27 protein-coding genes are annotated in these 26,977 nt (G+C 73.0%); 18 read left to right on the top strand and 9 right to left on the bottom strand.

Annotation, left to right across the window (positions count from 1 at the left end):
• The first annotated feature begins 200 nt into the window (after window positions 1-200).
• Window positions 201-1,229: an NAD(P)/FAD-dependent oxidoreductase gene (locus LV78_RS35950; protein WP_253850571.1), complete on the top strand. Its 1,029-nt coding sequence runs from the start codon at window positions 201-203 to the stop codon at window positions 1,227-1,229.
• Window positions 1,230-1,274: 45 nt separating this feature from the next.
• Here the strand turns inward: LV78_RS35950 and LV78_RS35945 are convergent, their stop codons facing one another.
• The gene (locus tag LV78_RS35945; RefSeq protein ID WP_253850570.1) at window positions 1,275-2,813 is read right to left on the bottom strand and encodes a UDP-N-acetylglucosamine 1-carboxyvinyltransferase; all 1,539 of its coding nucleotides are present in this window, start codon (window positions 2,811-2,813) and stop codon (window positions 1,275-1,277) included.
• A gap of 186 nt (window positions 2,814-2,999) precedes the next feature.
• Between LV78_RS35945 and LV78_RS35940 the strand changes: the two genes are divergently transcribed.
• Window positions 3,000-3,728, top strand: a complete 729-nt coding sequence (locus LV78_RS35940) for a DddA-like double-stranded DNA deaminase toxin (protein ID WP_253850569.1) — start codon at window positions 3,000-3,002, stop codon at window positions 3,726-3,728.
• Window positions 3,719-4,141, top strand: a complete 423-nt coding sequence (locus tag LV78_RS35935) for an Imm1 family immunity protein (RefSeq protein ID WP_253850612.1) — start codon at window positions 3,719-3,721, stop codon at window positions 4,139-4,141. Before LV78_RS35940 ends, LV78_RS35935 begins: the two co-directional genes overlap by 10 nt.
• 54 nt (window positions 4,142-4,195) lie before the next feature.
• Here the strand turns inward: LV78_RS35935 and LV78_RS35930 are convergent, their stop codons facing one another.
• Together LV78_RS35930 and ppk2 are read right to left on the bottom strand one after the other, a co-directional pair.
• The gene (locus LV78_RS35930) at window positions 4,196-5,158 is read right to left on the bottom strand and encodes a sigma-70 family RNA polymerase sigma factor (RefSeq protein WP_253850568.1); all 963 of its coding nucleotides are present in this window, start codon (window positions 5,156-5,158) and stop codon (window positions 4,196-4,198) included.
• A 128-nt stretch (window positions 5,159-5,286) separates the two neighbouring features.
• Window positions 5,287-6,213 (bottom strand): polyphosphate kinase 2, encoded by a 927-nt coding sequence (gene ppk2, locus LV78_RS35925; protein WP_253850567.1) that lies wholly within the window; start codon window positions 6,211-6,213, stop codon window positions 5,287-5,289.
• Between the two features lie 228 nt (window positions 6,214-6,441).
• Between ppk2 and LV78_RS35920 the strand changes: the two genes are divergently transcribed.
• The 3 genes from LV78_RS35920 to LV78_RS35910 all read left to right on the top strand — a co-directional run bounded on the left by LV78_RS35920 (window position 6,442) and on the right by LV78_RS35910 (window position 8,042).
• Window positions 6,442-6,714, top strand: a complete 273-nt coding sequence (locus LV78_RS35920; RefSeq protein WP_015800738.1) for a GlsB/YeaQ/YmgE family stress response membrane protein — start codon at window positions 6,442-6,444, stop codon at window positions 6,712-6,714.
• 159 nt (window positions 6,715-6,873) lie between these two features.
• Window positions 6,874-7,608, top strand: coding sequence for a DddA-like double-stranded DNA deaminase toxin (locus tag LV78_RS35915; protein ID WP_253850566.1), 735 nt, complete (start codon window positions 6,874-6,876; stop codon window positions 7,606-7,608).
• Window positions 7,602-8,042, top strand: coding sequence for an Imm1 family immunity protein (locus LV78_RS35910; RefSeq protein ID WP_253850565.1), 441 nt, complete (start codon window positions 7,602-7,604; stop codon window positions 8,040-8,042). Before LV78_RS35915 ends, LV78_RS35910 begins: the two co-directional genes overlap by 7 nt.
• Window positions 8,043-8,159: 117 nt before the next feature.
• Here the strand turns inward: LV78_RS35910 and LV78_RS35905 are convergent, their stop codons facing one another.
• Both LV78_RS35905 and LV78_RS35900 read right to left on the bottom strand, forming a co-directional pair.
• Window positions 8,160-8,822 (bottom strand): hypothetical protein, encoded by a 663-nt coding sequence (locus tag LV78_RS35905; protein ID WP_253850564.1) that lies wholly within the window; start codon window positions 8,820-8,822, stop codon window positions 8,160-8,162.
• A gap of 10 nt (window positions 8,823-8,832) precedes the next feature.
• Entirely contained in the window at window positions 8,833-9,591 is a 759-nt protein-coding gene (locus LV78_RS35900; RefSeq protein ID WP_253850563.1) for a DUF6544 family protein, read from the bottom strand.
• Between the two features lie 156 nt (window positions 9,592-9,747).
• Between LV78_RS35900 and LV78_RS35895 the strand changes: the two genes are divergently transcribed.
• Window positions 9,748-10,758 (top strand): zinc-dependent alcohol dehydrogenase, encoded by a 1,011-nt coding sequence (locus tag LV78_RS35895; protein WP_253850562.1) that lies wholly within the window; start codon window positions 9,748-9,750, stop codon window positions 10,756-10,758.
• 145 nt (window positions 10,759-10,903) lie between these two features.
• Here LV78_RS35895 and LV78_RS35890 read toward each other — a convergent pair whose 3' ends face one another.
• Window positions 10,904-11,926, bottom strand: coding sequence for an Acg family FMN-binding oxidoreductase (locus LV78_RS35890; RefSeq protein WP_253850561.1), 1,023 nt, complete (start codon window positions 11,924-11,926; stop codon window positions 10,904-10,906).
• A gap of 164 nt (window positions 11,927-12,090) precedes the next feature.
• Here LV78_RS35890 and LV78_RS35885 point away from each other — a divergent pair, with 164 nt between their 5' ends.
• The 3 genes from LV78_RS35885 to LV78_RS35875 all read left to right on the top strand — a co-directional run bounded on the left by LV78_RS35885 (window position 12,091) and on the right by LV78_RS35875 (window position 14,546).
• Window positions 12,091-13,788, top strand: coding sequence for a GAF domain-containing sensor histidine kinase (locus LV78_RS35885; RefSeq protein WP_253850560.1), 1,698 nt, complete (start codon window positions 12,091-12,093; stop codon window positions 13,786-13,788).
• Window positions 13,789-13,906: 118 nt separating this feature from the next.
• Window positions 13,907-14,284 carry an SdpI family protein gene (locus tag LV78_RS35880; protein WP_253850559.1) on the top strand — a complete coding sequence of 126 codons (378 nt, stop codon included), beginning with the start codon at window positions 13,907-13,909 and terminating at the stop codon, window positions 14,282-14,284.
• 25 nt (window positions 14,285-14,309) lie between these two features.
• Window positions 14,310-14,546 (top strand): hypothetical protein, encoded by a 237-nt coding sequence (locus LV78_RS35875; RefSeq protein WP_253850558.1) that lies wholly within the window; start codon window positions 14,310-14,312, stop codon window positions 14,544-14,546.
• Between the two features lie 130 nt (window positions 14,547-14,676).
• Here the strand turns inward: LV78_RS35875 and LV78_RS35870 are convergent, their stop codons facing one another.
• On the bottom strand, window positions 14,677-15,333 hold the full coding sequence (locus LV78_RS35870) for a response regulator (RefSeq protein ID WP_096492445.1): 657 nt from the start codon (window positions 15,331-15,333) through the stop codon (window positions 14,677-14,679).
• Window positions 15,334-15,627: 294 nt separating this feature from the next.
• On the opposite strand from LV78_RS35870, the gene LV78_RS35865 reads away from it, so the two are divergent.
• From LV78_RS35865 to LV78_RS35840, 6 genes are all read left to right on the top strand, one after another.
• Complete coding sequence (locus tag LV78_RS35865; RefSeq protein WP_253850557.1) at window positions 15,628-16,200, top strand: CBS domain-containing protein; 573 nt, start codon at window positions 15,628-15,630, stop codon at window positions 16,198-16,200.
• A gap of 150 nt (window positions 16,201-16,350) precedes the next feature.
• The gene (locus LV78_RS35860; RefSeq protein ID WP_253850556.1) at window positions 16,351-16,818 is read left to right on the top strand and encodes a universal stress protein; all 468 of its coding nucleotides are present in this window, start codon (window positions 16,351-16,353) and stop codon (window positions 16,816-16,818) included.
• On the top strand, window positions 16,815-19,373 hold the full coding sequence (locus LV78_RS35855) for a bifunctional acetate--CoA ligase family protein/GNAT family N-acetyltransferase (protein ID WP_253850555.1): 2,559 nt from the start codon (window positions 16,815-16,817) through the stop codon (window positions 19,371-19,373). Before LV78_RS35860 ends, LV78_RS35855 begins: the two co-directional genes overlap by 4 nt.
• The gene (locus LV78_RS35850; protein WP_253850554.1) at window positions 19,370-19,741 is read left to right on the top strand and encodes a universal stress protein; all 372 of its coding nucleotides are present in this window, start codon (window positions 19,370-19,372) and stop codon (window positions 19,739-19,741) included. Before LV78_RS35855 ends, LV78_RS35850 begins: the two co-directional genes overlap by 4 nt.
• A 63-nt stretch (window positions 19,742-19,804) precedes the next feature.
• Entirely contained in the window at window positions 19,805-20,428 is a 624-nt protein-coding gene (locus LV78_RS35845; RefSeq protein WP_253850553.1) for a nucleotidyltransferase domain-containing protein, read from the top strand.
• Window positions 20,425-20,796: a hypothetical protein gene (locus LV78_RS35840; RefSeq protein ID WP_253850552.1), complete on the top strand. Its 372-nt coding sequence runs from the start codon at window positions 20,425-20,427 to the stop codon at window positions 20,794-20,796. The genes LV78_RS35845 and LV78_RS35840 overlap by 4 nt, the downstream gene beginning before the upstream one ends.
• A 127-nt stretch (window positions 20,797-20,923) precedes the next feature.
• Here LV78_RS35840 and LV78_RS35835 read toward each other — a convergent pair whose 3' ends face one another.
• Entirely contained in the window at window positions 20,924-21,220 is a 297-nt protein-coding gene (locus LV78_RS35835; protein WP_253850551.1) for an HPF/RaiA family ribosome-associated protein, read from the bottom strand.
• A gap of 257 nt (window positions 21,221-21,477) precedes the next feature.
• Window positions 21,478-22,464: an Acg family FMN-binding oxidoreductase gene (locus LV78_RS35830; protein ID WP_253850550.1), complete on the bottom strand. Its 987-nt coding sequence runs from the start codon at window positions 22,462-22,464 to the stop codon at window positions 21,478-21,480.
• A gap of 179 nt (window positions 22,465-22,643) precedes the next feature.
• On the opposite strand from LV78_RS35830, the gene LV78_RS35825 reads away from it, so the two are divergent.
• Together LV78_RS35825 and LV78_RS35820 are read left to right on the top strand one after the other, a co-directional pair.
• A complete protein-coding gene (locus LV78_RS35825; RefSeq protein ID WP_253850549.1) occupies window positions 22,644-25,013 on the top strand; it encodes a phosphoketolase family protein in 2,370 nt (789 codons plus the stop codon).
• On the top strand, window positions 25,013-26,086 hold the full coding sequence (locus LV78_RS35820; RefSeq protein WP_253850611.1) for an acetate/propionate family kinase: 1,074 nt from the start codon (window positions 25,013-25,015) through the stop codon (window positions 26,084-26,086). Before LV78_RS35825 ends, LV78_RS35820 begins: the two co-directional genes overlap by 1 nt.
• Window positions 26,087-26,977: the final 891 nt, after the last annotated feature.

Genomic DNA, 26,977 nt, shown 5'->3' with positions numbered 1-26,977 from the left:
TCCGGTTCGGTGGTCAAGGAAGTCGGCGGGTTTGCGGGAAAGCCTTTTCGGAGGGTTCGCGGGGTGCGGGCAGGGTTTTCCCGGATGGTGTCGAGGGCGTTCGACGGGGGCGGTCGCCGAGCGGGGCCCGTCCGATGCCGTGTTGCTGATACGGCAAAAAACTTTGCCGATGACGCACGACCGGAGGCACAGTCGTCGGCATGGAGAACACGGGTGGGACGCAGGAGCACGACGTCGTGGTCATCGGTGGCGGGGCCGCCGGGCTGAGCGGGGCGGTGGCGCTGGCGCGGTCGCGCCGCGACGTCCTGGTGATCGACTCGGGGGCGCCGCGCAACGCGCCCGCCGAGCACATGCACAACTTCCTCTCCCGCGACGGGCTCCCGCCGCGCGAGCTGCTCGCCCTCGGTCGCGACGAGGTCGTCTCGTACGGCGGCAAGGTGGTGTCCGGGCGGGTGAGCGCGGTCGAGCGGGACGGGGACGGGTTCCTGGTGCGGGCGTCCTCGGGGGTGGTGCGGGCGCGGAAGGTGCTGGTCGCCACCGGTCTCGTCGACGAGCTGCCCGAGGTGCCGGGGCTGCGCGAGCGGTGGGGGCGGGACGTGCTGCACTGCCCGTTCTGCCACGGCTGGGAGGTGCGCGACCAGCGCATCGGGGTGCTGGCGACCGGGCCGATGGCGGTGCACCAGGTCCTGCTGTTCCGGCAGCTCAGCGACCGGGTGGTGCTGCTGCGGCACACCGGGCCGGCGCTCGGTGAGCTGGCCGAGGAGCAGTTGCGGGCGCGCGGGGTCGAGGTCGTCGACGGGGTCGTCGAGGAGGTCGTGAGCGCGGACGACCGGCTCGTCGGGGTGCGGCTCGCGGGTGACCGGGACGTGGCGCTGGACGCGCTCGTGGTGGCGCCGAGGTTCGTGGCGCGGGCCGACTTCCTCGCGCCGCTCGGGCTGCACCCGGTGGACGAGGTGCGGGACGGGCACGTGATCGGCTCGGCGGTGCCGTCCGGTCCGGCCGGGGCGACGGCGGTGCCGGGGGTGCGGATCGCCGGGAACGTCACCGACCTGTCCGGGCAGGTGATCACCTCGGCGGCGGCCGGGCTGATGGCCGGGGCGGCGCTGAACGGGGAGCTGGTGAACGACGAGACGGCGGCGGCCGTGGCGGCGCTGCGGGAGCCGTTCTCGCACGAGGCGGAGCGACGGCTGGCCGAGGTCGTCGCCGGTGGTCGTCGGCACGGGCTGTGACCGGGCGTGGTGGGGGTCCGGTCGATCGCCGGACCCCCGTCCGGGTCAGATGTCGCGGAAAGTGCTGATCTCCGCGCCGAGCTGGTTCAGCCGCTCGGCGAGCTGCTCGTAACCGCGGTTGATCACGTACACGTTGCGCAGCACCGACGTGCCCTTCGCGGCGAGCATCGCCAGCAGCACCACGACGGCCGGGCGCAGCGCGGGCGGGCAGATCACCTCGGCGCCGGACCAGTGCGTGGGGCCCTCGACGTACACCCGGTGCGGGTCCATCAGGGTGACCTTCGCGCCGAGCTTGGTCAGCTCGGTCAGGTACAGCGCGCGGTTCTCGTACACCCAGTCGTGGATCAGGGTCGAGCCCTGCGCGACGGCCGCGATGAGCGCGAAGAACGGCAGGTTGTCGATGTTCAGGCCGGGGAACGGCATGGGGTGGATCTTGTCGATGGGGGCGTGCAGCGCGGAGGGGCGCACGACCAGGTCGACCAGCCGGGTGCGGCCGTTGGCGGCCGGGTACTCGTCGGTGCGGTCGTAGTCCAGGCCCATCTCCTCCAGCAGGGCCAGCTCGATCTCCAGGAACTCGATCGGCACGCGCTGGATGGTGATCTCGGAGGAGGTGACGATCGCGGCGGAGATCAGGCTCATCGCCTCGATCGGGTCCTCGGAGGGGGAGTAGTCGATGTCCTGGTCGACCGCGCCGACGCCGTGCACGGTCAGCGTCGTGGTGCCCACGCCCTCGATGCGCACGCCCAGCTCGGTCAGGAAGAAGCACAGGTCCTGGACCATGTAGTTCGGGCTGGCGTTGCGGATGACCGTCGTGCCCTCGTGGCGGGCCGCCGCCATGAGCGCGTTCTCGGTCACCGTGTCACCCCGCTCGGTGAGCACGATCGGGCGCTTGGGGGCGGTGCGGTCCACCTCGGCGTGGTAGCTGCCCGCGGCGGCCTTGACCTCCAACCCGAACGGGCGAAGCGCGACCATGTGCGGCTCGACCGTCCGCGATCCCAGCGCGCAGCCGCCCGCGTAGGGGAGCTCGAAGCGCTCCTCGTGGTGCAGGAGGGGGCCGAGCAGCATGATGATGCTGCGGGTGCGGCGGGCGGCGTCGACGTTGATGCCCGCGAGGTCGAGGCGCTTGGGCGGGATGATCTCCAGGTCGTTGTCGTCGTTCAGCCAGCGGGTGCGGACGCCGATGCTGGTGAGGACTTCGAGGATGCGGTTGACCTCCTCGATGCGGGCGAGCTTGCGCAGGACGGTGCGACCGGAGTTCAGCAGCGACGCGCAGAGCAGGGCCACTCCGGCGTTCTTGCTGGTCTTGACGCTGATGGTGCCGGACAGCTGACGGCCGCCGGTCACCCGCAGGTGGGTGGGGGCGGGCTGGCCGATCGAGACGATCCCGGAGTCGAGCGCCTCGCTGATCCGGGAGAGCATCTCCAGGCTCAGGTTCTGGCCGCCCTGCTCGATGCGGTTGATCGCGCTCTGGCTGGTCGACACCGCCGAGGCGAGCTGGGCCTGGCTCCACCCGCGCTGCCTGCGGGAGGCGCGGATGAGCCCGCCGACGCGGGTGAGGTAGTCGCGGTCAAGATCCTTGGTCACGGGAGGACGCTATCTCACATGTGAGATAGGCGTGGGGGTGGTGGGGGTTTGGTGAGGAGGGTCGCATGTCACCGGATGGTGTAACGGGTTTCGCTCGGTGGGGTGAGGGTGGTTCACCCGCGCGGGGTGGGTGGGGCGGCCTAGCGTCGGGGACGTCCGTGCCTTCGCCGTCGGGGAGGCGGTGCGGTGGCGTCGATCGGGGAGGTCGCCGACCGGCTGGCTCAGGTCGTGGAGCTGGTGGGGCGCTGCCGGGACGCCTTGGCGACGGCGCGGGCGTTGGTGGAGGAGGCGCGCGCCGGGCTGGCGCTGGCGCTCGAGGGCGCGGCTGGGCTGGAGGAGGACGCGGCGCGGGCGCTGGACGCGTTCGCGGGCGTGGCGGACGGCGTCCGGGACGAGCTGGGGCCGCTGCTGGAGGGGATCGAGGCGCGGCTGGAGGCCGTGCGGGCGGCCCTGCTGGGCGAAGGGGGAGGGGCGCGTGACGACGAGCCTCCGGCCGTCCCGTGGGACCGGGTCGAGCGGCTGCGCCGCGAACTGCCGCCGCCGGTGGTCCCCAACACGGGGCAGAAGACGCACGGCCGGTGGATCGGGCCCGACGGGCAGGCGCGGCCGATCGTCAGCGGGCGCGACGACAAGTCGGTCCTGGTGAACCCCCAGCTGGTGGAGAAGGGGATCCCCGACCTGGTGCAGCGCAGCAGCGACGTGGAGATGAAACTGGCCGCCCACATGGTCGCGAAGGGCATCCGCCACGCGACCGTGGTGATCAACCACGAGCCCTGCAAGGGGAAGTACAACTGTGACACCCTGGTGCCGATCATCCTGCCCGAGGGGAGCACGCTGACCGTGCACGGGACCAACGCGGGCGGGATGCGGATCCGGGTCCGCTACACGGGAGGGGCACGGCCTTGGTGGACCTGACGGCCTGGTACGACCAGGGGCAGGACGAACCCGAGGTCCTCTCGTCCCCCGAGGACCTGGACCGGGTGCTGGACGTCCTGGCCGGTCGGGACGCGCGGGTCCTGGTCGAGCTGGACCTGGCGGACGAGCTCGTCGCGCCCAGGCTCACCGTGGGTGTGAACGCGCGAGACCGGGTCGGATCGCTCTGCTACAGCTTCAACCGGGAGGCGTGGTTCAGCACGCGCGCGCCGGGATCACCCCAGCGGCACGAGGACCACGTCCTCTACTACTACATGATGTCCGACACCGAGTACCCGCCGGACTGCGAGATCCCGCTCGACGTCGTGCGCCGCGCCGCGCACGAGTACATGCGAACCGGCGGGGAGCGCCCGGCCGAGCCGCGGTGGCGGGACGCGCTCGCCTGGCTGCTGTGACGCGAAAGCCGCGCCCGGCTCCCGGACGCGGCCTCCACCGCCTGCTTCCTCAGCTCACCCGGCCCACGCCAGCAGCCCCCGGTTGTGCTGCGGGTCCCGCAGGAACCGCAGCGACTCCTTCTCCAGCTGCCTGATCCGCTCCCGCGTCAGCCCCAGCTCCTCGGCGACCTCCTGCAGCGTGTGCACCCGCCCGTCGGTCAGCCCGTACCGCCTGCTCACGATCAGCGCCTGCCGCGCGGGCAGCGTCTCGACCAGGGCCCGCAGCTCCGACGAGAACGCCGCCTGCTCCACCGCGTCGTACGCGCTCGCCGCGTCCGCGTCCTCGATCAGGTCGGCCACCGACGCGCTGCCCTCGTCGCCCACCGGCGTCTCCAGGCTGATCGTGGCCCGCCCGGCGTCGCGCAGCTCGGCGACGCGCGGCGCGCGCAGGCCGGTCACCCCGGCCAGCTCCTCGACCGTCGGCTCGCGGTCCAGCTCGGCGCGCAGCTTGCGCTCCGCCTTCTTGATCTTCGACAGCTCCTCGACCACGTGCACCGGCAGCCGCACCGTCCTGGTCTGCTCGGCCAGCCCGCGCTCGATCGCCTGCCTGATCCACCAGATGGCGTACGTGGAGAACTTGTACCCCTTGCTGTAGTCGAACTTCTCGACCGCGCGGATCAGCCCGAGGTTGCCCTCCTGCACCACGTCCAGCAGCGGCAGCCCCCGGAACGAGTGCTTCTTCGCCACCGACACCACCAGGCGCAGGTTGGCCCGGATCATGTGGTCCTTGGCGTCCCGCCCGTCCGCCACCACCTGGTTCAGCGCGCGGCGGCGCGCGGGCGTGGGGGCGGTGTCGGCGAGCAGGTGCTCGGCGTACACGCCCGCCTCGATGCGCCTGGCCAGCACGACCTCCTCCGCCGCGGTGAGCAGCGGCGTCGAGCCGACCTGGCGCAGGTACTGGCCGAACAGGTCGGCGTCGGCTGACTGCTCCGACGCTCGGCGACGGCTCTGGTCGGCGGTGGGCTTCGTCAGCGGCATGACCGTCTCCCTGTCTGGTCGCACCCCACGCGCGGGCGGCTGGTAGCACTGGCGCGCGGAGGTCACGGTTGGGCGCCCGATCCGGGCAACCACGGTGTCAACGCACCTGCCGTGGCGCTCATTCCACGTCAGGTTCCGTCTTCCGGGTGCAATCCCGGACCGTGGTCCGGGTCGGGGATGGGCGCGATCGGCGTCGGGCTCAGCGAGGACTCGTCCTCCCCCTCCTCCAGGAGCGTGGCGGCGGCCCCGATGATGCGCAGGTCGGGGTCGCCCACCGCCTCCCGGTCCTTGTCCGCGTAGTCGAACCTGGCGAGGACGCTGCGCATCGCCTCGACCCTGGCCCGCTTCTTGTCGTTGCTCTTGACCACCGTCCACGGGGAATACCCCGTGTCGGTCGCGCGGAACATCGCGACCTTCGCCTCGGTGTACGCGTCCCACTTGTCCAGCGACTCCAGGTCGTTGGCGCTGAGCTTCCACTGGCGCACCGGGTCGACCTGGCGGATGAGGAACCGGGTGCGCTGCTCGGCGCGCGACACCGAGAACCACAGCTTCACGAGCAGCACGCCGTCGTCCACGAGCATCTGCTCGAACTGCGGCACCTGCCGCAGGAACCGCTCGTAGTCCTCGTCGGAGCAGTACCCCATGACGCGCTCGACGCCCGCGCGGTTGTACCAGGAGCGGTCGAACAGGACCATCTCACCGGCGGTGGGCAGGTGGTTGACGTAGCGCTGGAAGTACCACTCGCCCTGCTCGCGGTCGGTCGGCTTGCCCAGCGCCACCACGCGCGCGCCGCGCGGGTTGAGGTGCTCGGTGAACCGCTTGATCGTGCCGCCCTTGCCCGCCGCGTCGCGCCCCTCGAAGAGGACGACCATCCGCTGGCCGGTGTCCTTGATCCAGTACTGGAGCTTGAGCAGCTCGATCTGGAGCAGCCGCTTCTGCAGCTCGTAGCGCGCGCGGTCCAGGCGCTCGCGGTACGGGTAGTTCTCCCGCCACGTGTCGACCTCGGAGCCGTCGGCGCGCAGGAGGACCGGGTCGTCGCCGTCCTCGTAGTCCACGACGAGCTCTTCCTCCAGCTCGGGGAAGAGGGATTTCGCGCGATCAGACTGGGCAATCACACGTTCAGGGGTACCCGCTGGCGGGGTCGGAAAAACGGCTGAAGTTTTTTCGCGAAGAGGTGTGGGAGCGCGCCCAGGGGGGCATCCTCGGTTCAGCAAGCAGCACGACGACGAAGCGCGCCGCACCATCCGTTACGGCGCGGCGGCTGATTGAAAGGAAGCAGCACAGTGGGCATCCTGGGTTGGATCGTTCTGGGTCTCATCGCCGGCGCCATCGCCAAGGCCGTCATGCCCGGTAGGGACCCCGGTGGCATCATCGTGACCATGCTTCTCGGCGTCGTCGGCGCCATTCTGGGCGGGTTCATCGGCAGTGCGCTGTTCGGCACCGGCATCGGCAGCTTCTTCGACCTGAGCACCTGGCTCCTGGCCATTCTCGGTTCGCTGATCGTGCTCGCCATCTACCACGTGGTGACCAGCCGCGGTCGCCGCGTCCACGGGTAACACCCGACGCAATCCTCCTGAAGACCCCGCCCGGTGTGGCGGGGTCTTTTGGTGTGCGCGGGTGTTCGGTGGGGTGGAATTGTTAATTCGGGGGATTCGGTTTAAGTCGGAAGGGTGAACTTCCGGGGGTGGGCGCGCGGGGGGCGTTAGAACGGTGGGGTGCCCGGAGCCGCGCTGGGGGAGGTCGTGGCCGCGCTGCGGCTCGTGGTCGACCGGGCGGGCGAGGTGCAGTCGGCGCTGCTGGTGGCGGCGGACTCGGCGGCCGAGGCGGCGGCGCTGATCGAGAGCGCGGGCGCGGGCAGCGGCCAGGAGGACGTGGTGGTCGCCTCGGCGACCTTCCGCGAGGTCGAGCACGACGCGGCCCGCACGCTCGGGCGCTGCCTGGACGCCGCGATCCAGGCGGTGCAGCGGGTCGTCGACGCCCTGGTGGGGGAGGGCGGGCCCGCGATGTCGGGCGCGGCCCCGGCGGTTCCTGCGGGGGAGAGCGAGGACGAGCGCGTCGAACGGCTGCGCCGGGAGCTCCCCCCGCCCGTCGTGCCCAAGACCCGCACCAAGACGCACGGCCGCTGGTGGGCCCCAGGAGGGCGGGGCGGCAGCCTCGTCAGCGGAGAGGAGCCCGACGCCAAGGCCGTGGACGTCGCGCTGCGTGAAACCGGCTACTGGCCGCGAGGCGTGCTCTGGGTCACGACCCACGTGGAGATGAAGCTCGCCGTCCACATGCGCACCGCCAACATCCGGCACGCGACCCTAGTCATCAACTCCGTCCCCTGCGCGGAGGTGCTCGGCTGCAAAAATCTGATCGGCGTCCTGCTGCCCGCCGGGTACTCGCTCACGGTCCACGGGACAGGCGGGTACCGGCACACCTTCACCGGAGGGCAAGAACCACCGTGGTGACACTACATGCGAGCTTCGACCGCGAGACCGCCAAGACCCCCATCCCCGTCCGGACGCAGGACGACCTCGACGCGGTCATCGAGCGGGTGCGGTCCGAGTCGGCGGGGTGGCCCTGCCCGCCGATCCTGATGATCTACAACGCCGAGAACCCCTGGAAGCACCCGATCGTGAGCGCGGGGTTCCGCGAGGACGAGGGGATCGGCTTCGTCCAGGAGAACGGGCACCGGCTCCGGGCCACTCGTGGGAACGGGACCGGGGAGGTCGTCTACGACTACCAGGCGAACGAGGCGATCGTGCCCGCCGACCAAGAGGTTCCCTTCGCGGTGGTGCGCGCCGTGCTCGGGGTGATCGTCGCCAACGGCGGGCAGGCGCCCGACGACTGCCCCGACCTGCACGACGTCCCCGTCGAGCGACCTGACCAACCCCGGTCGTAGCGAACCGCCCCCGGAACCCACTGACCGGGGGCGGTCCTCCTTGCGCACGTGGGCGCGGTCGGGGGGCGCGCGCCACGTGGGGTCTCCGCCAGGGCCCCAGGCCCCGGCCTACCTACCTCAGTACCAGCTCTCCTCGGCGTTCCACGCCAGCGTCCCGTCCTCCACCATCGCCACGAACTCCGCCGCCCCCGGCGCCAGGTCCCGCCCGCCGACCACCACCAGCGGGTTCGCCGGGCGCTCCAGGTCGAACGCCAGCCAGCCGTCCGAGCCGAGCTCGCCGACCACCAACCCCGGCCGCACCTCCCGGATCTCCTCCGGCCCGTACAGCCTCAAGTACTCGCCCGACGGCCGCAGCCCCCGCCGCAGCCACGACGTCCCGCCCAGGTACTCGACCCACGCGGCGGGCAGCCCGGCCACGGCCGAGGCGTCCACGCCCGACCGGTACTCCGCCTCCACCTCGATCCGCCCCACCACGTGCCGGTTGAACTCCTCCAGCTCCTCCGCGGGCACCCAGTGCTCGTCGATGCCGCTCCCGCCCGCCGACTGCACCGGGTACCGCCCCAGGAACTCCCCCTCCACCGCGAACCGGGTCACGTACCCGACCCCCTCCGCCCCCGAGGCGTTCCACTCGCGGGCGATCCTGGTCGCGTACTCCCGGTTCACCACGGGGTAGAAGATCGGCTGGTCCGGCAGCCGGGGCGGCCACTCCCGCCACCCCGAACCGGCCACCAGGTCCAGCTCGGCCTGCCCGGTGGGCCGCCACAGCACGACATCGTCCATTCGTGGGAACTTAATCGCCCACGCGGGGCCGGGGAATCCGGCGTCCCTCCCCTGGGGTGCAGACGACCTCGCAGCGGGTCAGGTCGTAGTGCGCGTACGCGAACTCGCCGGACGGCAAATGCCACACCGACAGCACCCGGCGCGGTCGCATCCGGTCGCTGTCCAGGAACCAGCCGTCGTCCACCGCCGCCGACCACCTGGTCCGCGCCAAGCCCTCGGGCAGCTCCGCGAAGCGGTCGTTGGAGGTGAGCTCCCGCACCGCCCCGCGCTCGTCCACCACGACCCGCGCCCGCACCGAGCGGCCATCGCCGGTCAGCACCAGGTCGAACGCCTCGTCGGACACCGGCTTCCACAGCACGTCCAGCGACAGCAGCACGGACGGCGCCAGCAGCACCGCGTCGCACAGGAAAGCCACCAGCTCGTTCGACTCGTGCTCCGGCCCGCTCTCCCGCGCGACCGTGAACACCCGCAGCGCCGTGGACCTGCGCTCCACGTGCCCGTCCCGCAGCACGTCCGTGGTCTGCACGAGCCTGCCGACCCGGTTCTCCACGACCCGGCTCAGGTCCTCCGCGCTGGCGCGCTGGTGCGTGCGGCACGGCGTCCAGTGCTGGTCCGGGCGCTGCCTGCTCCACCCGTTCAGGTGGGCCTCGAACCCGATGTCGAGCGGTCGGCCGAGCACACCGGTGAACTCCAGGTAGCGCTGGGCGGGTTCCGGCAGGTGGGCGATGTCGGCTGCGGTGACCGCCGGCTGGGTCGCTGTGCTCTGCATGGTCGTACCTCCACCACCCAGGGTGCCGATGGGCCGAACGGGCGGTCAGAGACCAAGGGGCCCTGTGCGGCGGGACCTTCGGCCGCAGGCGCGGGAGCTGCGCTCTTGCAGACTTCTGTGTCGCGGACCACGGGGGAAAGACGATGGGAGCGCGACATGAGAGCAGCGGTCGTCACCGAGTTCGGCAAGCCACTCACCGTGGGGGAGGCCCCGACACCGGAACCCGGCCCCGGTGAGGTGCTGGTGCGGCTGGAGGCGTCGGGCATCTGCCACACCGACATCCACGCCGCGCACGGCGACTGGCCGGTCAAGCCGACCCCGCCGTTCATCCCCGGCCACGAGGGCGTCGGCGTCGTGGAGGCCGTCGGCGAGGGCGTCGACGCGGCCAAGATCGGCCAGCGGGTCGCGATCCCGTGGCTCGGCACCGCCTGCGGCGAGTGCGCGCACTGCGTCTCCGGCTGGGAGACCCTGTGCGAGGGGCAGCAGAACACCGGCTACTCGGTCGACGGCTGCTACGCCGAGCTCACCGTCGCGGACGCCCGCTACGCGGTGCCCGTGCCCGACGGCGTGTCCAGCCTGGACGCGGCGCCGCTGACCTGCGCGGGCGTCACCACGTACAAGGCCGTGAAGGTCGCGGGCATCACCCCGACCGAGAAGGTCGCCGTGTTCGGCATCGGCGGGCTCGGCCACCTCGCGCTCCAGTACGCGCGGATCGCGGGCGGCGTCACCATCGCGGTCGACGTGGAGGACGACAAGCTCGAACTCGCCACCGGGCTCGGCGCCGACCACACCGTCAACGCGGCCACCGAGGACCCGGTCGCGGCCGTCCAGGCGCTCGGCGGGGCGGACGTGGCGATCGCGCTGGCCGCGTCACCGCGCAGCTTCGAGCAGGCCTTCGCGTCGCTGCGGCGCGGCGGGCGGCTGGTCTGCGTGGCGCTCCCGGCGGACGGCGTGCTGCCGGTGCCGGTGTTCGACCTGGTGCTCAAGGGCATCAAGGTGATCGGCTCGATCGTGGGCACCAGGGCGGACCTGGCCGAGGTGTTCGAGCTGCACGCGGCCGGGCGCACCGAGGTCATCGCCAAGGGGACCACGCTGGACCAGGTCAACGAGGCCTTCGAGGACGTCCTCGCGGGCAAGGTCCCGGCCAGGCTGGTCATCGAGCTGTGAGCCGCCGGTGGTGAGGGGTGACGGGCGACCGGGCCGAGCGCTGGTTCGGCCCGATCGCCCTGCGCGGGTGATGAGGTGCGATCTCCGGTTGGTTCGATGCACCTCGGGCCCGCGCGGTCTTCAGCCGGTCGTCGACCGGCGCCGCTCACCCGCCCGCGTGCCCGTTCACCTGCCCGTTCGCCTCCGGGGACACCAGCATCTCCAGCACCTCGCGCCGGGGGCTGGCCGGGATGGGGGAGCCGAAGCCCACGCGCAGCACCGTCTGCGGCACCACCGTGCCGCCGAGCGCGCGCCGCAGCTCCTCGCGGACCGGCCGCACCTCGATGGCCTGCGACATGAACGACACCGCGAGACCCAGCGTGGTCGCGGTCAGCAGCACCCGCTGCAGCGCCTGACCCGCCTGCACCTCGGCGAGCGGCCCGTCGTAGAACGAGCACAGCACCAGCACCAGCGGGTCGGACTCGTAGTCCTTCCCGGACGGGCGCTCGCCGCCGTCGGCCGCGAGGAAGTCCCGCATCGCCCACTCGTCCTGCGGCGCGGGCCGCAGCCCGGCCGAGCGCGGCGGGACGCCGTCGCCCGAGGTGCGCTCCCCGGTCCACTCGCCCAGCTCGTCCAGCACGCTCCGGTCGGCCTGCTGGATGCGGTGCGCCTTCGACACGTACCGCTGCAACCGGGCGCGCTCCTCGGCGTCGGTCACCACGTGCAGCCAGGACCGCTCGCGCTCGGCGGCGCGCAGCAGCGCCTGCCGGTGCCGCACCGGGACCGGCACGTCGTGGAACGGCTTGCGGTTCGAGCGGCGCGCGGGCACCGCGTTCAGCAGCTGGTGCGTCTCGTCGTCCAGCAGCAGCTTGCCGCCCCGCCGCACCACGGCCAGCGCGCCCGGCGCGTCGTGGCCGGGCATCAGCGTGACCAGCGGCCGGATGCCGTGGCCCTGCAGCGCCAGGCGCAGGTTGAACAGCGCAGCCCCGCAGGCCAGCCGCAGCTCCCGGTCCTCGGGGTCGGTGGCGGGCAGCCTGCGGTCCAGGTCCGCGTGCAGCTCGATCCGGTCGGCCTCCAGCCGGAACCGCCACGGCTGCGTGTTGTGCACCGACGGCGCCAGCGCCGCCGCTGTCAGCACCGACTCGACCTCGTCCTCGGAGAGCCCCAGAACCCCGGTGACCCCGCTCACCCCAACGACCTGACTCAACGTCCTCACCCCGGCACCCGCCACTCGATCGAACCAACCACGATCCACTGTCCGACCAGATCGGCGGCGGGTACACGGTCGAAGGTCCCTAGTCAGGGAGGGACCAGGGCTTTGCGGCGGCGAACGCCGCGTGACAGGGTAGGGGCGTGACAGGACCGGCTGAGGACTCCTCCTCGCAGCGGCTCCTGGCGGGCCTGAGGCTCGACGAGCTGCTGGAGGAGATGCGGGAGCGGCTCACCGAGATCGGCTCCACCAGGGACAAGATGCAGCGCCTGCTGGACGCGGTGCTCGCCGTGGGCACGGGGCTGGAGCTGGACTCCACGCTGCAGCGGATAGTGCAGGCCGCCGTCGACCTGGTCGGCGCGCGGTACGGGGCGCTGGGCGTGCTGGGCAACCGCGACGACCTCTCCGAGTTCGTCCACGTCGGCATCGACCCGCACGAGCGCGCCCGCATGGGGCACCTGCCGCAGGGCAAGGGCCTGCTCGGGCTGCTGATCAAGGACCCGAAACCGGTGCGGCTGCACGACCTGGGCGCGCACCCGGCGTCCGTCGGCCTGCCGCCGAACCACCCGCCGATGAAGTCCTTCCTCGGCGTGCCCGTGCGGGTGCGCGACGAGGTGTTCGGCAACCTGTACATGGCCGAGAAGGCGGACGGCGGGGACTTCACCCCGGACGACGAGATCGTGCTGTCGGCGCTGGCCGCCGCGGCGGGCGTCGCGGTGGAGAACGCCCGGCTGTTCGAGAAGTCCCGGATGCGCGAGCGCTGGCTGGAGGCCGCCGCCGAGGTCAACGCCGAGCTGCTGGGCGGCGCGTCCGCCGAGGACGCGTTGCGGCTGATCTCCCAGCGCACCCGCGAGCTGGCGGCGGCGTCCGTGTCGCTGATCGTGCTCGCCGAGGAGGGCAAGGCCGGGCGGCGGCTGCGGATGGCCTCGGCCGCCGGTGGCGACACCGACCGGCTGGTCGGCGCGCTGCTGGAGGGCGAGCACACGTTCGCCGAGCAGGTCCTGGACTCCGGGGTGCCCGCGCTGTTCGAGCACCTCGACGGCAGGCTCGGCCACGGCGACCTCGAACTGGGGCCGGGCGTCGCGGTGCCGCTGCGCACCGCCTCGCAGGTGACCGGCGTGCTGCTCGCGGCCCGCGACAAGGGCGCCGCCCAGTTCGGCGCCGAGCAGGTGCCGCTGCTGGCCTCGTTCGCCGCGCAGGCGGCGGTGGCGCTGGAGCTGGCCGAGACGCAGCGCAACCGGCGGCTGGTCGACGTGCTGGAGGACCGCGACCGGATCGCCCGCGACCTGCACGACCACGTCATCCAGCGGCTGTTCGCCACCGGCATGAGCCTGCAGGGCGCGCTGAACCGGGTGGAGGACCCGAAGCTGCGCGAGCGGGTCGACAGCGCCGTGCACCAGCTCGACCAGACCGTGCTGGAGATCCGCACCACGATCTTCGACCTCCAGGCGGCCGACGACGAGCCGGGGCTGCGGCGCAGGCTGCTCGACATCGTCTCGCAGGTGACCGAGCACTCCTCGCTCACGCCCGCCGTGCGGATGAACGGCACGGTGGACAACTCGGTGCCCGACCACGTCGGCGAGCACGCCGAGGCGGTGGTGCGGGAGCTGGTCAGCAACGCGGTGCGGCACTCCGGCGCGAGCGAGCTGACGGTGACCATCGAGGCCGACCGCGAGCTCACGATCTCCGTGGTGGACAACGGGATCGGGATGCCGGAGAAGGTCGCGCGCAGCGGGCTGCGGAACCTGGACGAGCGCGCGAGGCGGCTCGGCGGCAGCGCGGCGGTGGAGGCGTGCGCGGGCGGCGGGACGCGCGTCACGTGGCAGGTTCCCCTGGAGTGACCGGGGATCGGGCGGCGTCCACTGTGGACGTTCGTCGGGAGCTCGACCTGCCGGTGGACCTCGCCGGGTACGGTGGGCGTGCGCGGTCGTCGGAGCCGCCGGACCGGGGAGGGCCGCGGTGCTCGAAGCCGCCGAACCCGCGCCGTGGGGCGTGGTCGCGCTGGTCGTCGCGGGACAGCTGTTCGCCGCGTCGCTGATGTTCGTGATGGCGCGCCTCGGCGCGAGGGGGAAGCTGAAGCGGAACCCGTTCTTCGGCATCCGCACCAAGCGGTCGCTGGCGGACGACGAGTCGTGGGACACCGTGCACCGGGTCGCCGCTCCGTGGGTGTTCCTGGCCGGGGTGCCGGAGTTCCTGGGGGCCGTCGCCCTCCCGTTCACGCCGCGCGACTCGGGAACCGCCTTCCTCGTCGTGGTCCTGCTCTCGGCCGCGTTGATGATCCTGTTCTTGATCATCGGTACTGTGCTCGGCACCGGCGCGGCGGGACGCGCGCGCTGACCCGAGCGAGGACGAGCAGGAGCACATGAAGGTCAACCTGAAGATGAAGCTCGACCTGGCGCACCTGGTCTTCTCCGCGCTGGTCGTCGCGGGGATCGTCGTGGGCCAGTTCCACTTCACCTGGTTCCCGCCCGCGCTGATGTGGCTGGTCGTCGCGGGCGCCGCGGTCGGGTGGGCCTTCTACGCCAACAAGAAGCTGCTCAAGGACAAGCCGAGGCGCCCCAGGGGCAAGGTGAGGGTCGGCGCCGCGAACGAGGACTGAGCCCGACCCGGACCCGCGGGCAAGCGCTTCCCCGCGCCGTGCCCCGGACGTCCGCCGAACGTCCCCCGAACGCACGAGGGGCGCGCCACCCGGCGCGCCCCTCGCGGCTCTTCCGCTCACCCCGGCGGCCTCAGTCCGCCTCGACCCCGCCCGGCCGCTTGCGCAGCTTGCTCGCCAGCACCGCGGCCTGGGTGCGCCGCTCCAGCCCCAGCTTCGCCAGCAGGTGCGACACGTAGTTCTTCACCGTCTTCTCGGCCAGGAACATGCTCTCGGCGATCTGCCGGTTCGTCATGCCCTGCCCGATCAGGTCGAGCACGGTCCGCTCCTGCTCGGTCAGCATCCGGACCGGGTCGCCCTGCTCGCGCTCGCGGCGGATCCGGTTCAGCAGCGCGCTGGTCGAGCGCGCGTCCAGCAGCGACTGCCCGGACGCGACCGTGCGCACCGCCGTGCACAGGTCCGTGCCCAGGATGCGCTTGAGCACGAAGCCCGAGGCGCCCGCCATGATCGCGTCGAACAGCGCCTCGTCGTCGGTGAACGACGTCAGCATCAGGCACTGCAGGTCGGGCATGAGCGACTTCAGCTCGCGGCACAGCTCGATGCCGTTGCCGTCGGGCAGCCGGACGTCCAGCACGGCCACGTTCGCGCCGCTCGCGGGCACCCGCGCCAGCGCCTCCGCGACCGAACCGGCCTCGCCGACGACTTCCAGCTCGTCGTCGCTGTTCAGCAGTTCCCTCACCCCGACGCGGACGACCTCGTGGTCGTCCACCAGGAACACCCGTGCGCTCACCGCACCCACCTTCCGTCAAACCCGTGCACAACATCCCTCGCCCCGGACCCCGCCTGACAGGGTCCAAGGTCCCGGTCCCCCTTCGTAGCGCCCTCACCACGCTGCGCAGGCGCCCAGGGGCCCACCGAGAGTGTTCCAGCAGGCCGCGCGGCCACCGGCACACCGTGCCCCACCCGGCCCCCGGCCGCACCCCGGACCGGTCCGCCCGCCCCCGCCCGGCCGGGACCTACGGCCCTGACCCGACCCGCCCTGCGCCCCTCGCGGAGCCCCCGCGCGCGGGCGAGGGTGACCGCCATGAACGCAGCGGATGTGATGACCAGGCCGGTGGTCTCGGTCGAACCGGGGACCACCGTGCGCACGGCGACGGCGCTGCTCGTCGACCACGGCTTCTCCGCCCTCCCCGTCTCCGACGCCGACGGCAGGCTCGTCGGCATCGTCTCCGGCTCGGACCTGCTCCTGGCGGGCCTCGGCCGCACCACCGGCGACCTGGAGGTGCGGCAGGTCATGCGCGCGCCGGTGATCAGCGCGCCGCTCACCGCCAGCGCCACCGACCTCGCGGGCACCATGCTGGGCAACCACCTTCGCTGCCTGCCGGTCGTCGACCACGTCGGTACGCTCGTCGGCGTGGTGAGCCGAAGTGATCTGCTGCGCGTGCTCACCCCGGACGACGACGTGCTCGCGGCGCGCATCGACCGGGCACTGCGCGCCTACGACCCCGCCGGGCACTGGCACGTCGCCGTCGAGGCGGGCAGAGCGGTCGTCCGGGGCGCGATCGACGACGAGGCGGAACGACGCGCCGTGACGGCCCTGGTGCGCACTGTGCCAGGGACCACAACCGTCGACGTCTCGATCGCCACCCCCAGGTGAACCCGCTCTGACCTGCGGCAAGACCACCCGTCGAGCGCACGGCCCGAGCCCGAAGGGCCGAAGGTCCCAGCCGCTGCGGGCCCGCCGTCACTGACCGCGCGGCAGGCCCCGGAGGGACGCTCGAACCAGAGCACCGGAGGAGGAGGGAACATGGACGACAAGGCGATCGTGGTCGGTGTCGACGGCTCGCCCGCCGCCCGTTCCGCACTGCGCTGGGCGGTCGAGGAGGCCGCCCTGCGGGGCTGCCGCGTCGACGCCGTTCTCGCGTGGCACATCGAGTACGGGCAGGTCATGGCGCCCGCGCCGGTCGGGATCGACCGCGACGAACTGCGCGCGGCGCACCGGGCGGCCCTGCAGGACGCCATCGCCGGACTGGACGACGTCCGCGGCGTCCTGGTCGAGGGCGACGCGCGCGACGCGCTCGTCAACGCCTCGCGCGACGCGCAGCTCCTGGTCGTCGGCAGCAGGGGAATGGGCCTGCTGCGGACCGCCCTGCTCGGATCGGTCAGCTCGCACTGCGTCCACCACGCGGCTTGCCCCGTGGTGGTGCTCCGGGCCCCACAGCCCGAGAGCGACGAAGAACCCCGTCCCGTCATCACACCTGGACCGCTGCTGTGACCACGCACATCGAGACCCGCGCCCTGCTCTCCGACGGCACCGTCATCGCGCTGCGCGAGGCGAGCCCCGAGGACGCCCAAGCGCTGCGCGAGCTCCGCCGCGAACTGCCCGACCGCTACCCGCTCGCCGAGAACGACACCGTGCTCTGCGCGTTCTCCGACGACGAGCTCATCGGCGCCGCCGCCTACGCGCCGTCCGCCGAGGACGAGACCAGCGCCAACGTGGTGCTGGTCGTCGCCTCGGCGAGCCAGTCCAGAGGCGTCGGCACCCTCCTGCTGGAGCACCTGGTCTCGCTCGCGCGGGGCCGGGGCGTGCGCCGGTTCACCGCCGACCTGCTCAGCAACAACCCGAGGATGCTCGCGCTGTTCAGCGAGCTGGGCCTGGTCATGACCGCCACGCCCGAGACCGACGTCGTGCGCGTCGACCTCGGCCTCGACGGCGGCGAGGACTACCTGGACGCGGTCGCCAACCGCGAGCTGACCTCCGGCGTGGCGAGCCTGCGGGCGGTGCTCAAGCCGTCCTCGATCGTGGTCATCGGCGCGGGCCGCAACGCCACCTCGGTCGGCCACGCGGTGCTGGCGAACCTGGTCAAGGGCGAGTTCGCGGGCGAGCTGTACGCGGTCAACCCCAAGGCCGACGAGCTGCTCGGCGTCACCTGCTACCCGTCGGTGGCCGAGCTGCCCGTCGCGCCCGACCTCGCCGTGATCTGCGTGCCCGCCGCGGCGGTGCCCGCCGTCGCCGAGGACTGCGGCAAGCGCGGCGTCAAGGCCATGGTGGTCGTCACCTCCGGCGTCGACCCCGAGCCGCTGCTGGCGTCCGTGCACAAGCACGGGATGCGCATGGTCGGCCCGAACTGCATCGGCGTCGCGTCCACCGACCCCGAGGTGCGGATGGACGCCACGTTCACCCGCAAGGGCTCGGGCGGCGGCGGCATCGGCCTGGTGACCCAGTCCGGCGGCGTGGCCATCGCGGTGCTGGAGCAGCTCTCCGCGCTCGGCATGGGCACCACCGACGTGGTCTCCACCGGCGACAAGTACGACGTGAGCGGCAACGACCTGCTGCTGTGGTGGGAGCGCGACGAGCGCACCACCTCGGTGGTGCTCTACCTGGAGTCGTTCGGCAACCCGCGCAAGTTCTCCCGGCTGGCCCGCAGGGTCGCCAGGCAGAAGCCGGTGCTGGCGATCCGCTCGGCCACCAGCGAGGCGGGCCAGCGGGCGGCGGCGTCGCACACCGCGTCCACCGCGACCCCGGCGGTCACCCAGGAAGCCCTGTTCCGGCAGGCGGGCGTGATCGTGGTCGACGGCATCGCCGAGCTGGTCGAGGTGCTGGCCGCGCTGGAGAACACCCCGCTGCCGCAGGGCCGCTCGGTCGCGGTCGTCAGCAACGCCGGTGGTCTCGGCGTGCTCGCGGCGGACGCCTGCTCGCACAACGGGCTGACCGTCGCCGACCTGTCCGAGGACACCACGGCGAAGCTCGCCGCGCTGCTGCCCTCGGTGGCCAGCACGACCAACCCGGTCGACACCACCGCCGTGCTCGACGCCGACGTCTTCGCGCAGTGCGTGGACGTCGTGGCCGCCGACCCGGCCGTGGACGCGGTCATCGCGGTCACCGTGCCCACCGCGCTGGGCAACCCGGCCGAGGGCATCCGCACCAGCTCCAAGCCGGTGCTCGCGGTCGCCGCCGACCAGCTCGGCTCGGTCGCGATCCTGGAGAACGGCATCGCCTCCTACGCCGACCCGGTGCGCGCCGCCGAGTCGCTGGCCGCGCTGGTGCAGCGCGCCGAGTGGCTGCGCAGGCCCGCGCCCTCGGCGGTGGACCTGCCCGGCATCGACGTGCCGCTGGCCCGCAAGGTCGTGGCCGAGCACTTCGCGGTCGAGCCCGAGGGCGGCTGGCTGGAGCCGGACCAGGTGGTGCGCCTGCTGAGCGCGTTCGGCCTGCCGATCCTGGGCGGCGTGCTGGCCTCCGACGTGGAGGGCGCGGTCGCGGCGCAGAAGTCGTTCGGGCAGCCGATCGCCATGAAGGCGGTGGCGCGCGGCGTCCTGCACAAGAGCAAGGCCGGTGGCGTCAAGCTGAACCTGGGCACCCCCGAGCGGGTCGCCGAGGAGTTCACCGGGATGCAGGAGCGCTTCGGCGACCGCCTGCAGGGCGTGTTCATCCAGCCGATGGCCGAGAGCGGTCGCGAGCTGCTCGTGGGCGTCGTGAGCGACCAGCGCTTCGGGCCGCTCGTGGTGACCGGCCTGGGCGGCGTGGACACCGACCTGCTGGACGACCGGGCCGCCGCGCTGGCGCCGCTGACCTCGGCGGACGTGGACGACCTCTTGCGCGGCTTCCGGGCCTCGGCCAAGGTGTTCGAGCAGCACCCGGAGGAGCCGGTGCACGACGTGCTGCTGCGCGTGTCGCGGCTGGCGGAGATGGTGCCGGAGATCGCCGAGCTTGACCTCAACCCCTTGGTGGTCAAGGGGGAGCGGGTCATCGCCGTGGACGCGCGGGTCCGCTTGGAACCCGTCGCCCCGGTCGACCCGTACCTGCGAGCGTTGCGGAGGGCCGGGGCGTGAACATCGGGGCGATCGTGGTCGGGGTCGACGGGTCGGAGAGGTGCCGCAAGGCGCTGGCCTGGGCGATGGACGAAGCGGTGGCGCAGGGCAGGCCGCTGCACGTCGTGAACGCGTGGGAGCTGTGCGACGAGGGTGAGCGCGCTTCCCGCGCCCGCTCGGTCGCCCTGGTGGAACGCCTGCTGCGGCAGGTCTGCGACGGCCGCGACGTGGTGCCGGAGGTCGTGCGGCACAGCGTGCGCGGGTGCGCGTCGGAGGTCCTGTCCCGCAGGGCTCGTGGTCAGGCGATGCTGGTGCTGGGCGAGGAGGGCAAGGTGTCGGCGTCCGCCCCGGTGGTCGTGGCGCCCGCTCCGCGCGGCCCGGTCGACTGACGGTTCTTCCGGCGAAGGCCCCACCCGCTGCGGGTGGGGCCTTCGCCGTGCGAGGGTGTCGGCGTGGTGACGAGCACGCCCGAGGGGGCGGTGACCGGGGTGGCCGACGTGCTGGCCGTGCTGGACCTGGCGGAGGCGGCGGGCGCGCGGCTGCGGGTCGACGGCGGGTGGGGCGTGGACGCCCTGCTCGGCGAGCAGACCCGGCCGCACGGGGACCTGGACGTGGTGGTGGAGAAGCGGTTCCTCGGGGCGTTCCTGGGGGCGCTGGAGGGTGCCGGGTTCGCGCGCGTCGGGGAGCCGGGGGCGGTGGCGTGGAACTTCCTGGTGGCGCGCGGGGGAGTGGTGGTGGACCTGCACGTGGTGGAGCTGGACGCGGAGGGGCGCGGGGTGCTGGGACCGGCCGAGCGCGGGGTGGCCTACCCGGCGGGGTCGTTGCGGGGGCGCGGCGTCGTCGGCGGGCGCGAGGTGGACTGCGTCGCGGCCGAGTGGGCGGTGCGGTTCCACGACCAGTACACCGGGGACGCGGACGACCGGGCCGACGTGCGGGCGCTGTGCGCGCGGTTCGACCCGAATGGCGAGAGGTGTGGGCCAAGAGCGAAGAGCGAACCTGTTGAGTCGCACTGTGGGGCCGCAGTGCGTCATTTCGTGGTTTCGCACTGCTGCGCAGCGCGGGAGCAGTACCGGTGAGCGCGTGGATCCTGGACGGGCGCCCGGTGGCGGCCGACGAGGTCGGGGAGCTGCTGCGCGGGCGGATCGCGGCGGGCGCGCTGGAGGCGTGGTTCGCCTCGGACGGCGGGCGGTCGCTGGCGGTGGTGAGCAACGGCGAGCGCGCGATGGTGCTGCTGCTGGAGCGCGAGGGCGATCCGGGCGAGCACGCGGTCGACCCCGACGCGGACCCGGACGACTGGAGCGACGGGTACGAGCTGGCGAACGGCCAGAGCGACGAGTACCCGGACGCGGACACCGTGCCGCTCGCGGAAGCGCTGCGGATCGCGGAGTGCGTTGTGGCGAAAGGGACTTGGCCGGCCGACGCGCGGTGGGTGGTCGACCGCTAGGGGCATGAGGGCGTGAGCCGCAGAGGGGCACCACGAACCCGAAGTCCGCCGTGGACTCCGGGTTCGACCTCGTCCCGCTCCGCTCCGCTCCGCGCCTACGACCGCGACACCGCTGTCCCGTGCCCGCTCAGCCGTGCATCTTGACCAGTTGCGCCTTCAGCCTGTCCTGCAGCAGGTCCACGACCTCGATGAACGTCTCCGCGCCCGCGTCCGCGTTCACCGCGTGCCCGTCCACGTGCAGCGTCCCGTGCGCGACCAGTCTGCGCGGGCCGTCGTACGACAGCCGGACCATCGCGAACGGCACCACTCCGGGGGCGTACTTGCCGAGCCCGCCGATCTTCACGCCCGCGTACTCCCGCGCCGCCTCGGGGACCCTGCGGGCCAGGCTCAGCTGCATGTTCACGATCTCGCGCGCTTTGCTCATACCACGATCATGGTCAGCGCGCGAACCGAGACCCAGTGCCCAAGGTCCCCCACGGGCTAGGACCCTTACCGGGGACCGAATCCGCGCCACGACGGCACCCCGCAGCCGACCCCGCAGCCCACCCCGCAGCCCGTCCTGCAACCCACCCCGCAGCACCCCGGAAAGCGCCCTGGAACCCACCCCGCGCGCACGAGCGCGCCCCGGCCGGACAACCCGACCGGGGCGCTCCACCAACCCCGCTCACCCCCGCTGAGCGCTCACCACTTCACCAGCACCTCGTCCAGCGCCCGCCTCGGCGTCGGCGGCAGCGGGTCGGCGTCGAAGGACGCCCAGCCCACGCGCAGCGCGATCTGCGGGAACACCGACCCGTCCAGCACCTCGTCGCGCACCCGCTGCCTGGCCTCCGCCACCTCCAGCGGCTGGCTCAGCGGGCACGCCACCAACCCCGCCGCCGTCGCCTCCAGCAGCACCGCGCTCATCGCCTCACCGGCCTTGAGCCGCGACAACCGGTCGTCGGACGTGGTCCCCAGCACCAGCAGGGTCGCCCCGTCCTCCTCCCACGTCCCGTTCTCCGGGCACAGCAGCTCCCCGCTCGGGAACTCCCGCATCCCCACGTCCCCGTACCGGTGCTGCCCGAGCGGCGCGTTCGCCGCGGGCACCCCCTCCGGCTCGACGTGCCCGCCGCTCCACCGCCGGATCTCCCACCGGTACGCCGGGTCCGCCTCCTGCACGGCCGCCGCCCGCGCCACCGCCAGCGACAGCTCGAACCGCGCCCGCGTGCCCAGGACCTCGCGCGCCACGACGCCTTCCTCGACCGCGCGGTCCACCAGCTGCTCCAGCACCGCCCTGGGCACCGCCCACGACGAGTACCGCCTGCGGTCGGTGCGGCGCCGCTGGATCGCCGCCGCCAGCGCGATCTCCTCCGCCTGCGGCTCCTGCCGGGACAGCTCGACCGACGCCAGGTGGTCCGGGTCGGAGGGGTTCGGCAGCCTGCGCACCGAGGCCCGCAGCCCCATCGCGGCCAGCGCCACCCGCAGGTGGTGCAGCGCCGCGCCGCAGCTGAGCACCAGGTCCGCGCCGTCGGGGTCCGTCGCGGGCAGGCAGCGCTCCGGGTCGGCGTACAGGTGCACGCTGCTGTCGCCCAGCTTCCACCGCCACGGCTGGGTGTTGTGCATCGAGGGCGCGCGGCAGGCCAGTGCCACCGCGGCCCGGATCGTCTCGTCGTCGGGCAGACCGCGGTCCATGCGGCTCACCTCCATGTGTTCGTCGCCGACGACGTTGCCGGCAGTCCCAGGCCCCCTCTCAGGGCCACAAGTCCCTGTGCGACGGGGACCGGCGGACCTTCAACCGAACGGGTCGGCGCGGGAGGGTGTGGGTAGCCCCCCGTGGACATCGGACGGCAACCGCAGTCGAGGAGACCTGGATGTCAACGCAGACCGGTAGAACCGGTGCAGACCTCAAGCTGATCGATGCTTACTGGAGGGCGGCGAACTACCTGTCAGCGGGGCAGATCTACCTGCTGGACAACCCCTTGCTCAGCACACCGCTGGAAGCGGCGAACATCAAGCCGAGGCTGCTCGGGCACTGGGGCACCACCCCCGGCCTGAACTTCGTCTACGCGCACCTGAACCGCGTCATCAAGCAGCGGGAAGCCGAAGTCCTCTTCATCACCGGCCCCGGCCACGGCGGTCCCGCGCTGCTGGCCAACACCTGGCTGGAGGGCACCTACAGCGAGACCTACGCCGAGGTGCCGCAGGACGCGCGGGGCATGGCGAAGCTGTTCCGGCAGTTCTCGTTCCCCGGCGGGGTCCCGAGCCACGTCGCGCCGGAGGTCCCCGGCTCCATCCACGAGGGTGGGGAGCTGGGCTACTCCCTGGCGCACGCGTTCGGCGCCGCCTTCGACAACCCCGACCTGGTCGTCGCCTGCGTCATCGGCGACGGCGAGGCCGAGACCGGCCCGCTCGCCGCGAGCTGGCACGCCAACAAGTTCCTGGACCCGGCGCAGGACGGCGCGGTGCTGCCGATCCTGCACCTCAACGGCTACAAGATCGCCAACCCCGCGCTGCTGGCCCGCATCCCGCACGAGGAGCTGGACAGCCTGCTGCGCGGCTACGGCTACGCCCCGGTCTACGTGGAGGGCCACGAGCCGGAGGCCATGCACGCCGCGATGGCCGAGGCGCTCGACCAGGTCTTCGACGCCATCGAGGGGATCCAGTCCCGCGCCCGCTCCGGCGAGGACACCACCCGCCCGGCGTGGCCGATGATCGTGCTGCGCAGCCCCAAGGGCTGGACCGGACCGTCCGAAGTGGACGGCGTCCAGGTCGAGGGCACCTGGCGCTCGCACCAGGTCCCGCTCTCCGGCGTGCGCGACAACCCGGAGCACCTGCGGATGCTGGAGCAGTGGCTGCGCTCCTACCGGCCCGAGGAGCTGTTCGACGCGGACGGCGCCCCGGTCCCCGAGCTCGGCGAGCTGGTCCCGCCCGGCGACCTGCGGATGGGCGCCACCCCGCACGCCAACGGCGGAACCCTGCTGCGCGACCTGCGGATGCCCGCGCTGGGCGACCACGCCGTCGACGTGCCCCGGCACGGCGGCAGCACCTCCGAGCCCACCAGGGTCCTCGGGCAGCTGCTGCGCGACGTGGTCGAGCTCAACGACGCCCAGCGCAACTTCCGCCTGTTCGGCCCGGACGAGACCGCGTCCAACCGGCTCGACGCCGTCTACCAGGTCACCGGCAAGCAGTGGCAGGGCGAGACCCTGCCCGTCGACGACCACCTGGTGCGCGCGGGCCGCGTCGTGGAGGTGCTGTCCGAGCACCTGTGCCAGGGCTTCCTGGAGGGCTACCTGCTCACCGGGCGGCACGGCCTGTTCAACTGCTACGAGGCGTTCACGCACATCGTCGACTCGATGTTCAACCAGCACGCCAAGTGGCTGGGCACGCACCGCAAGCTCGGCTGGCGCCGACCGGTCGCGTCGCTGAACTACCTGCTCAGCTCGCACGTGTGGCGCCAGGACCACAACGGGTTCTCCCACCAGGACCCCGGTTTCATCGACCACGTCATGAACAAGAAGGCCGAGGTCGTCCGCGTCTACCTGCCGCCGGACACCAACACCCTGCTGTCGGTCGCGGATCACTGCCTGCGCAGCCGCGACTACGTGAACGTGGTGGTGGCGGGCAAGAACCAGACCCCGGACTGGCTCGGCCCGCAGGAGGCGGCGCTGCACTGCGCCAGGGGCCTGGGCATCTGGGAGTGGGCCAGCAACGACGACGGCGTGGAGGAGCCGGACGTGGTCATGGCCTGCGCCGGTGACGCCCCCACGGTCGAGGTGATGGCCGCGGTGTCCCTGCTGCGCGAGCACCTGCCGTCGCTGCGGGTCCGCGTGGTCAACGTGGTGGACCTGATGCGGTTGCAGCCGGAGAGCGAGCACCCGCACGGCCTGTCGGACCGCGAGTTCGACGCGATCTTCACCACCGACCGGCCGGTGCTGTTCGCCTACCACGGCTACCCGTGGCTGATCCACCGCCTGACCTACCGGCGCACCAACCACAACAACATCCACGTGCGCGGGTACAAGGAGGAGGGCACCACCACCACGCCGTTCGACATGCTGGTGCTCAACGACATGGACCGCTACCGGCTGGTCATGGACGTGATCGACCGGGTGCCGGGCCTCGGGCCGCGCACCGCCCGGCTGCGCCAGCTGATGACCGACCAGCGCACCCGGCACCACGCGTGGATCCGCGAGCACGGCGAGGACCTGCCCGAGGTCACCGAGTGGAGCTGGCAGCGCTGATGAACGTGCTGGTGGTCAACGCGGGCTCGTCCAGCCTGAAGCTGCGCGTCATCGGTCCAGGGGATGAAGTCCTGGCCGAGCACGACGTGGAGCGCTGGGACGGGCGCGGGCACTTCGGCGACCTCCTCGACGGCGGTCCCGAGGTGCACGCGGTCGGCCACCGCGTCGTGCACGGCGGGGCCCGGTTCACCGGGCCCACCCTGATCGACGAGGGGGTGCGGGCGGGGCTGGCCGAGCTGGTCCCGCTCGCGCCCCTGCACCAGCCGCGCGCGCTCGACGGCGTGGACGCGGTGCGCGAGCTGCTGCCGGACGTGCCGCACGTGGCGTGCTTCGACACGGCCTTCCACGCGTCCCTGCCCGAGCACGCGGCCACCTACCCGCTGCCGCCGGAGTGGCGGGAGCGGTGGGGCCTGCGCAAGTACGGCTTCCACGGCCTGTCGCACTCCTACGCCGACCGGCGGGCGCGCGAGCTGGCGGGCGGCGGCGACCGGGTCGTCGTGGCGCACCTGGGCTCAGGGTGCTCGCTGTCGGCGGTGCGCGGCGGGCGGTCGGTGGACACCACGATGGGGTTCACGCCGCTGGCCGGGCTCGTCATGGGCACGCGCAGCGGCGACGTCGACCCCGGCCTGCTGCTGTGGTTGCAGCGGCGGGGCGGGCTGAGCGCCGACGAGGTCGCGGACGGGCTGGAGCACCGCTCCGGGCTGACCGGGCTCAGCGGCGTCGGCGACGACCTGCGGGACGTGCGCGCGGCGGCGGCGGGCGGTTCGGCTCAGGCCCGGCTGGCGCTGGAGGTGTACGAGCACCGGCTGCGGCAGGGGATCGCCGCGATGGCAGCCTCGCTGGGCGGGCTCGACCTGCTGGTGTTCACCGGCGGGGCGGGCGAGAACGACGCGGCCCTGCGCGAGCGGGTCGCGGGAGGGCTGGGGTTCCTCGGCGTGCGGCTCGACCGGAGCCGGAACGCGGTGTGCGCCCCGGACGCGCGGATCAGCGGCGACGGGTCCGCGGTGGGCGTGTGGGTGCTGGCGGCGGGCGAGGACGTGGAGATCGCCAGGCAGACGCGCTCCGCGCTGTGACACCCCCGGCGCGGCGGCGCTCCGACACCAGCCGCCGCGCCGGGGGCTCCCGCGAGGGGACCCGAATCGGGTCCCCTCGCCGGGGAGGACGCACCGGGGTGTCGGTGGGATCGGCGGAGGACGACGTGGGACGCAACGGCGCGGGACGCGGAACGGGTGGCGCGGGGCGGGGTGGCGCGATCGCGCGCAACAACGCCGCGGAGAAGCGGTGGGGTCCGGGCTGCCGGGTGCCCCGACCCGCTTCCGGGGGAGTGGGCGGCCGAGTGCCGCGCTGAACCCCCGGCCGCCGAGGAGGCCGCTGGAGCAGGTCAGCAGGAGTGGACAGCTGGAGGGTGGACAGCTAGAGCAGTACCGCAGGAGCAGGGCCGCTGGAACGAGGGCCGGCCGCGCGCAGCCCGATCCGGGAACCGGTCAGAGGAACCGGTCCTGACGGCTCGCCGGACGACCCGGTCCTGGAGCACCCGGTCCTGGAGCACCCGGCGCCGGACGACAACCGAATCCGCGCGAACCCTTGTCGGGCGGGCCTTCGAGCCCCGTCCGGCTTCCGCGCGTCCGGCCCCGTCCGGTGCTGCCCGCGCGGTCCCGCGCACCGGGCCCCGCGCACCGCACCCCGAAGGCTCCCGCGCGGCCCGAGCGGACCGCGCCGCGCCGTCCGTGCCGAGGGGAACCTCCAGCTCAGGGCTACCCGAGCGGTCCCGGTGGAAACCACGCGGGCCGGATTCGCCCCGCACCCCCGCGCGCCGCCCGAAGGGCGTTCGCCCGCCCGGTGTCTCAACTCGGCGCGGTGAGTTTGTCGACCTCGGACTGCGGGCACCTGACCCACAGCACGAACGAGCGAGGGTGAGCGGTCCCGCACCGGGTGTGCCCGGCGGGAGACCGGCGCGAGTGGGA

Origin of the sequence: Actinosynnema pretiosum, from assembly GCF_024171695.1 — a bacterium.
GTDB classification, from domain to species: domain Bacteria; phylum Actinomycetota; class Actinomycetes; order Mycobacteriales; family Pseudonocardiaceae; genus Actinosynnema; species Actinosynnema pretiosum.
Note: the sequence above shows the minus strand (reverse complement) of the source record. Positions and strands in the feature narration are given on the sequence as shown.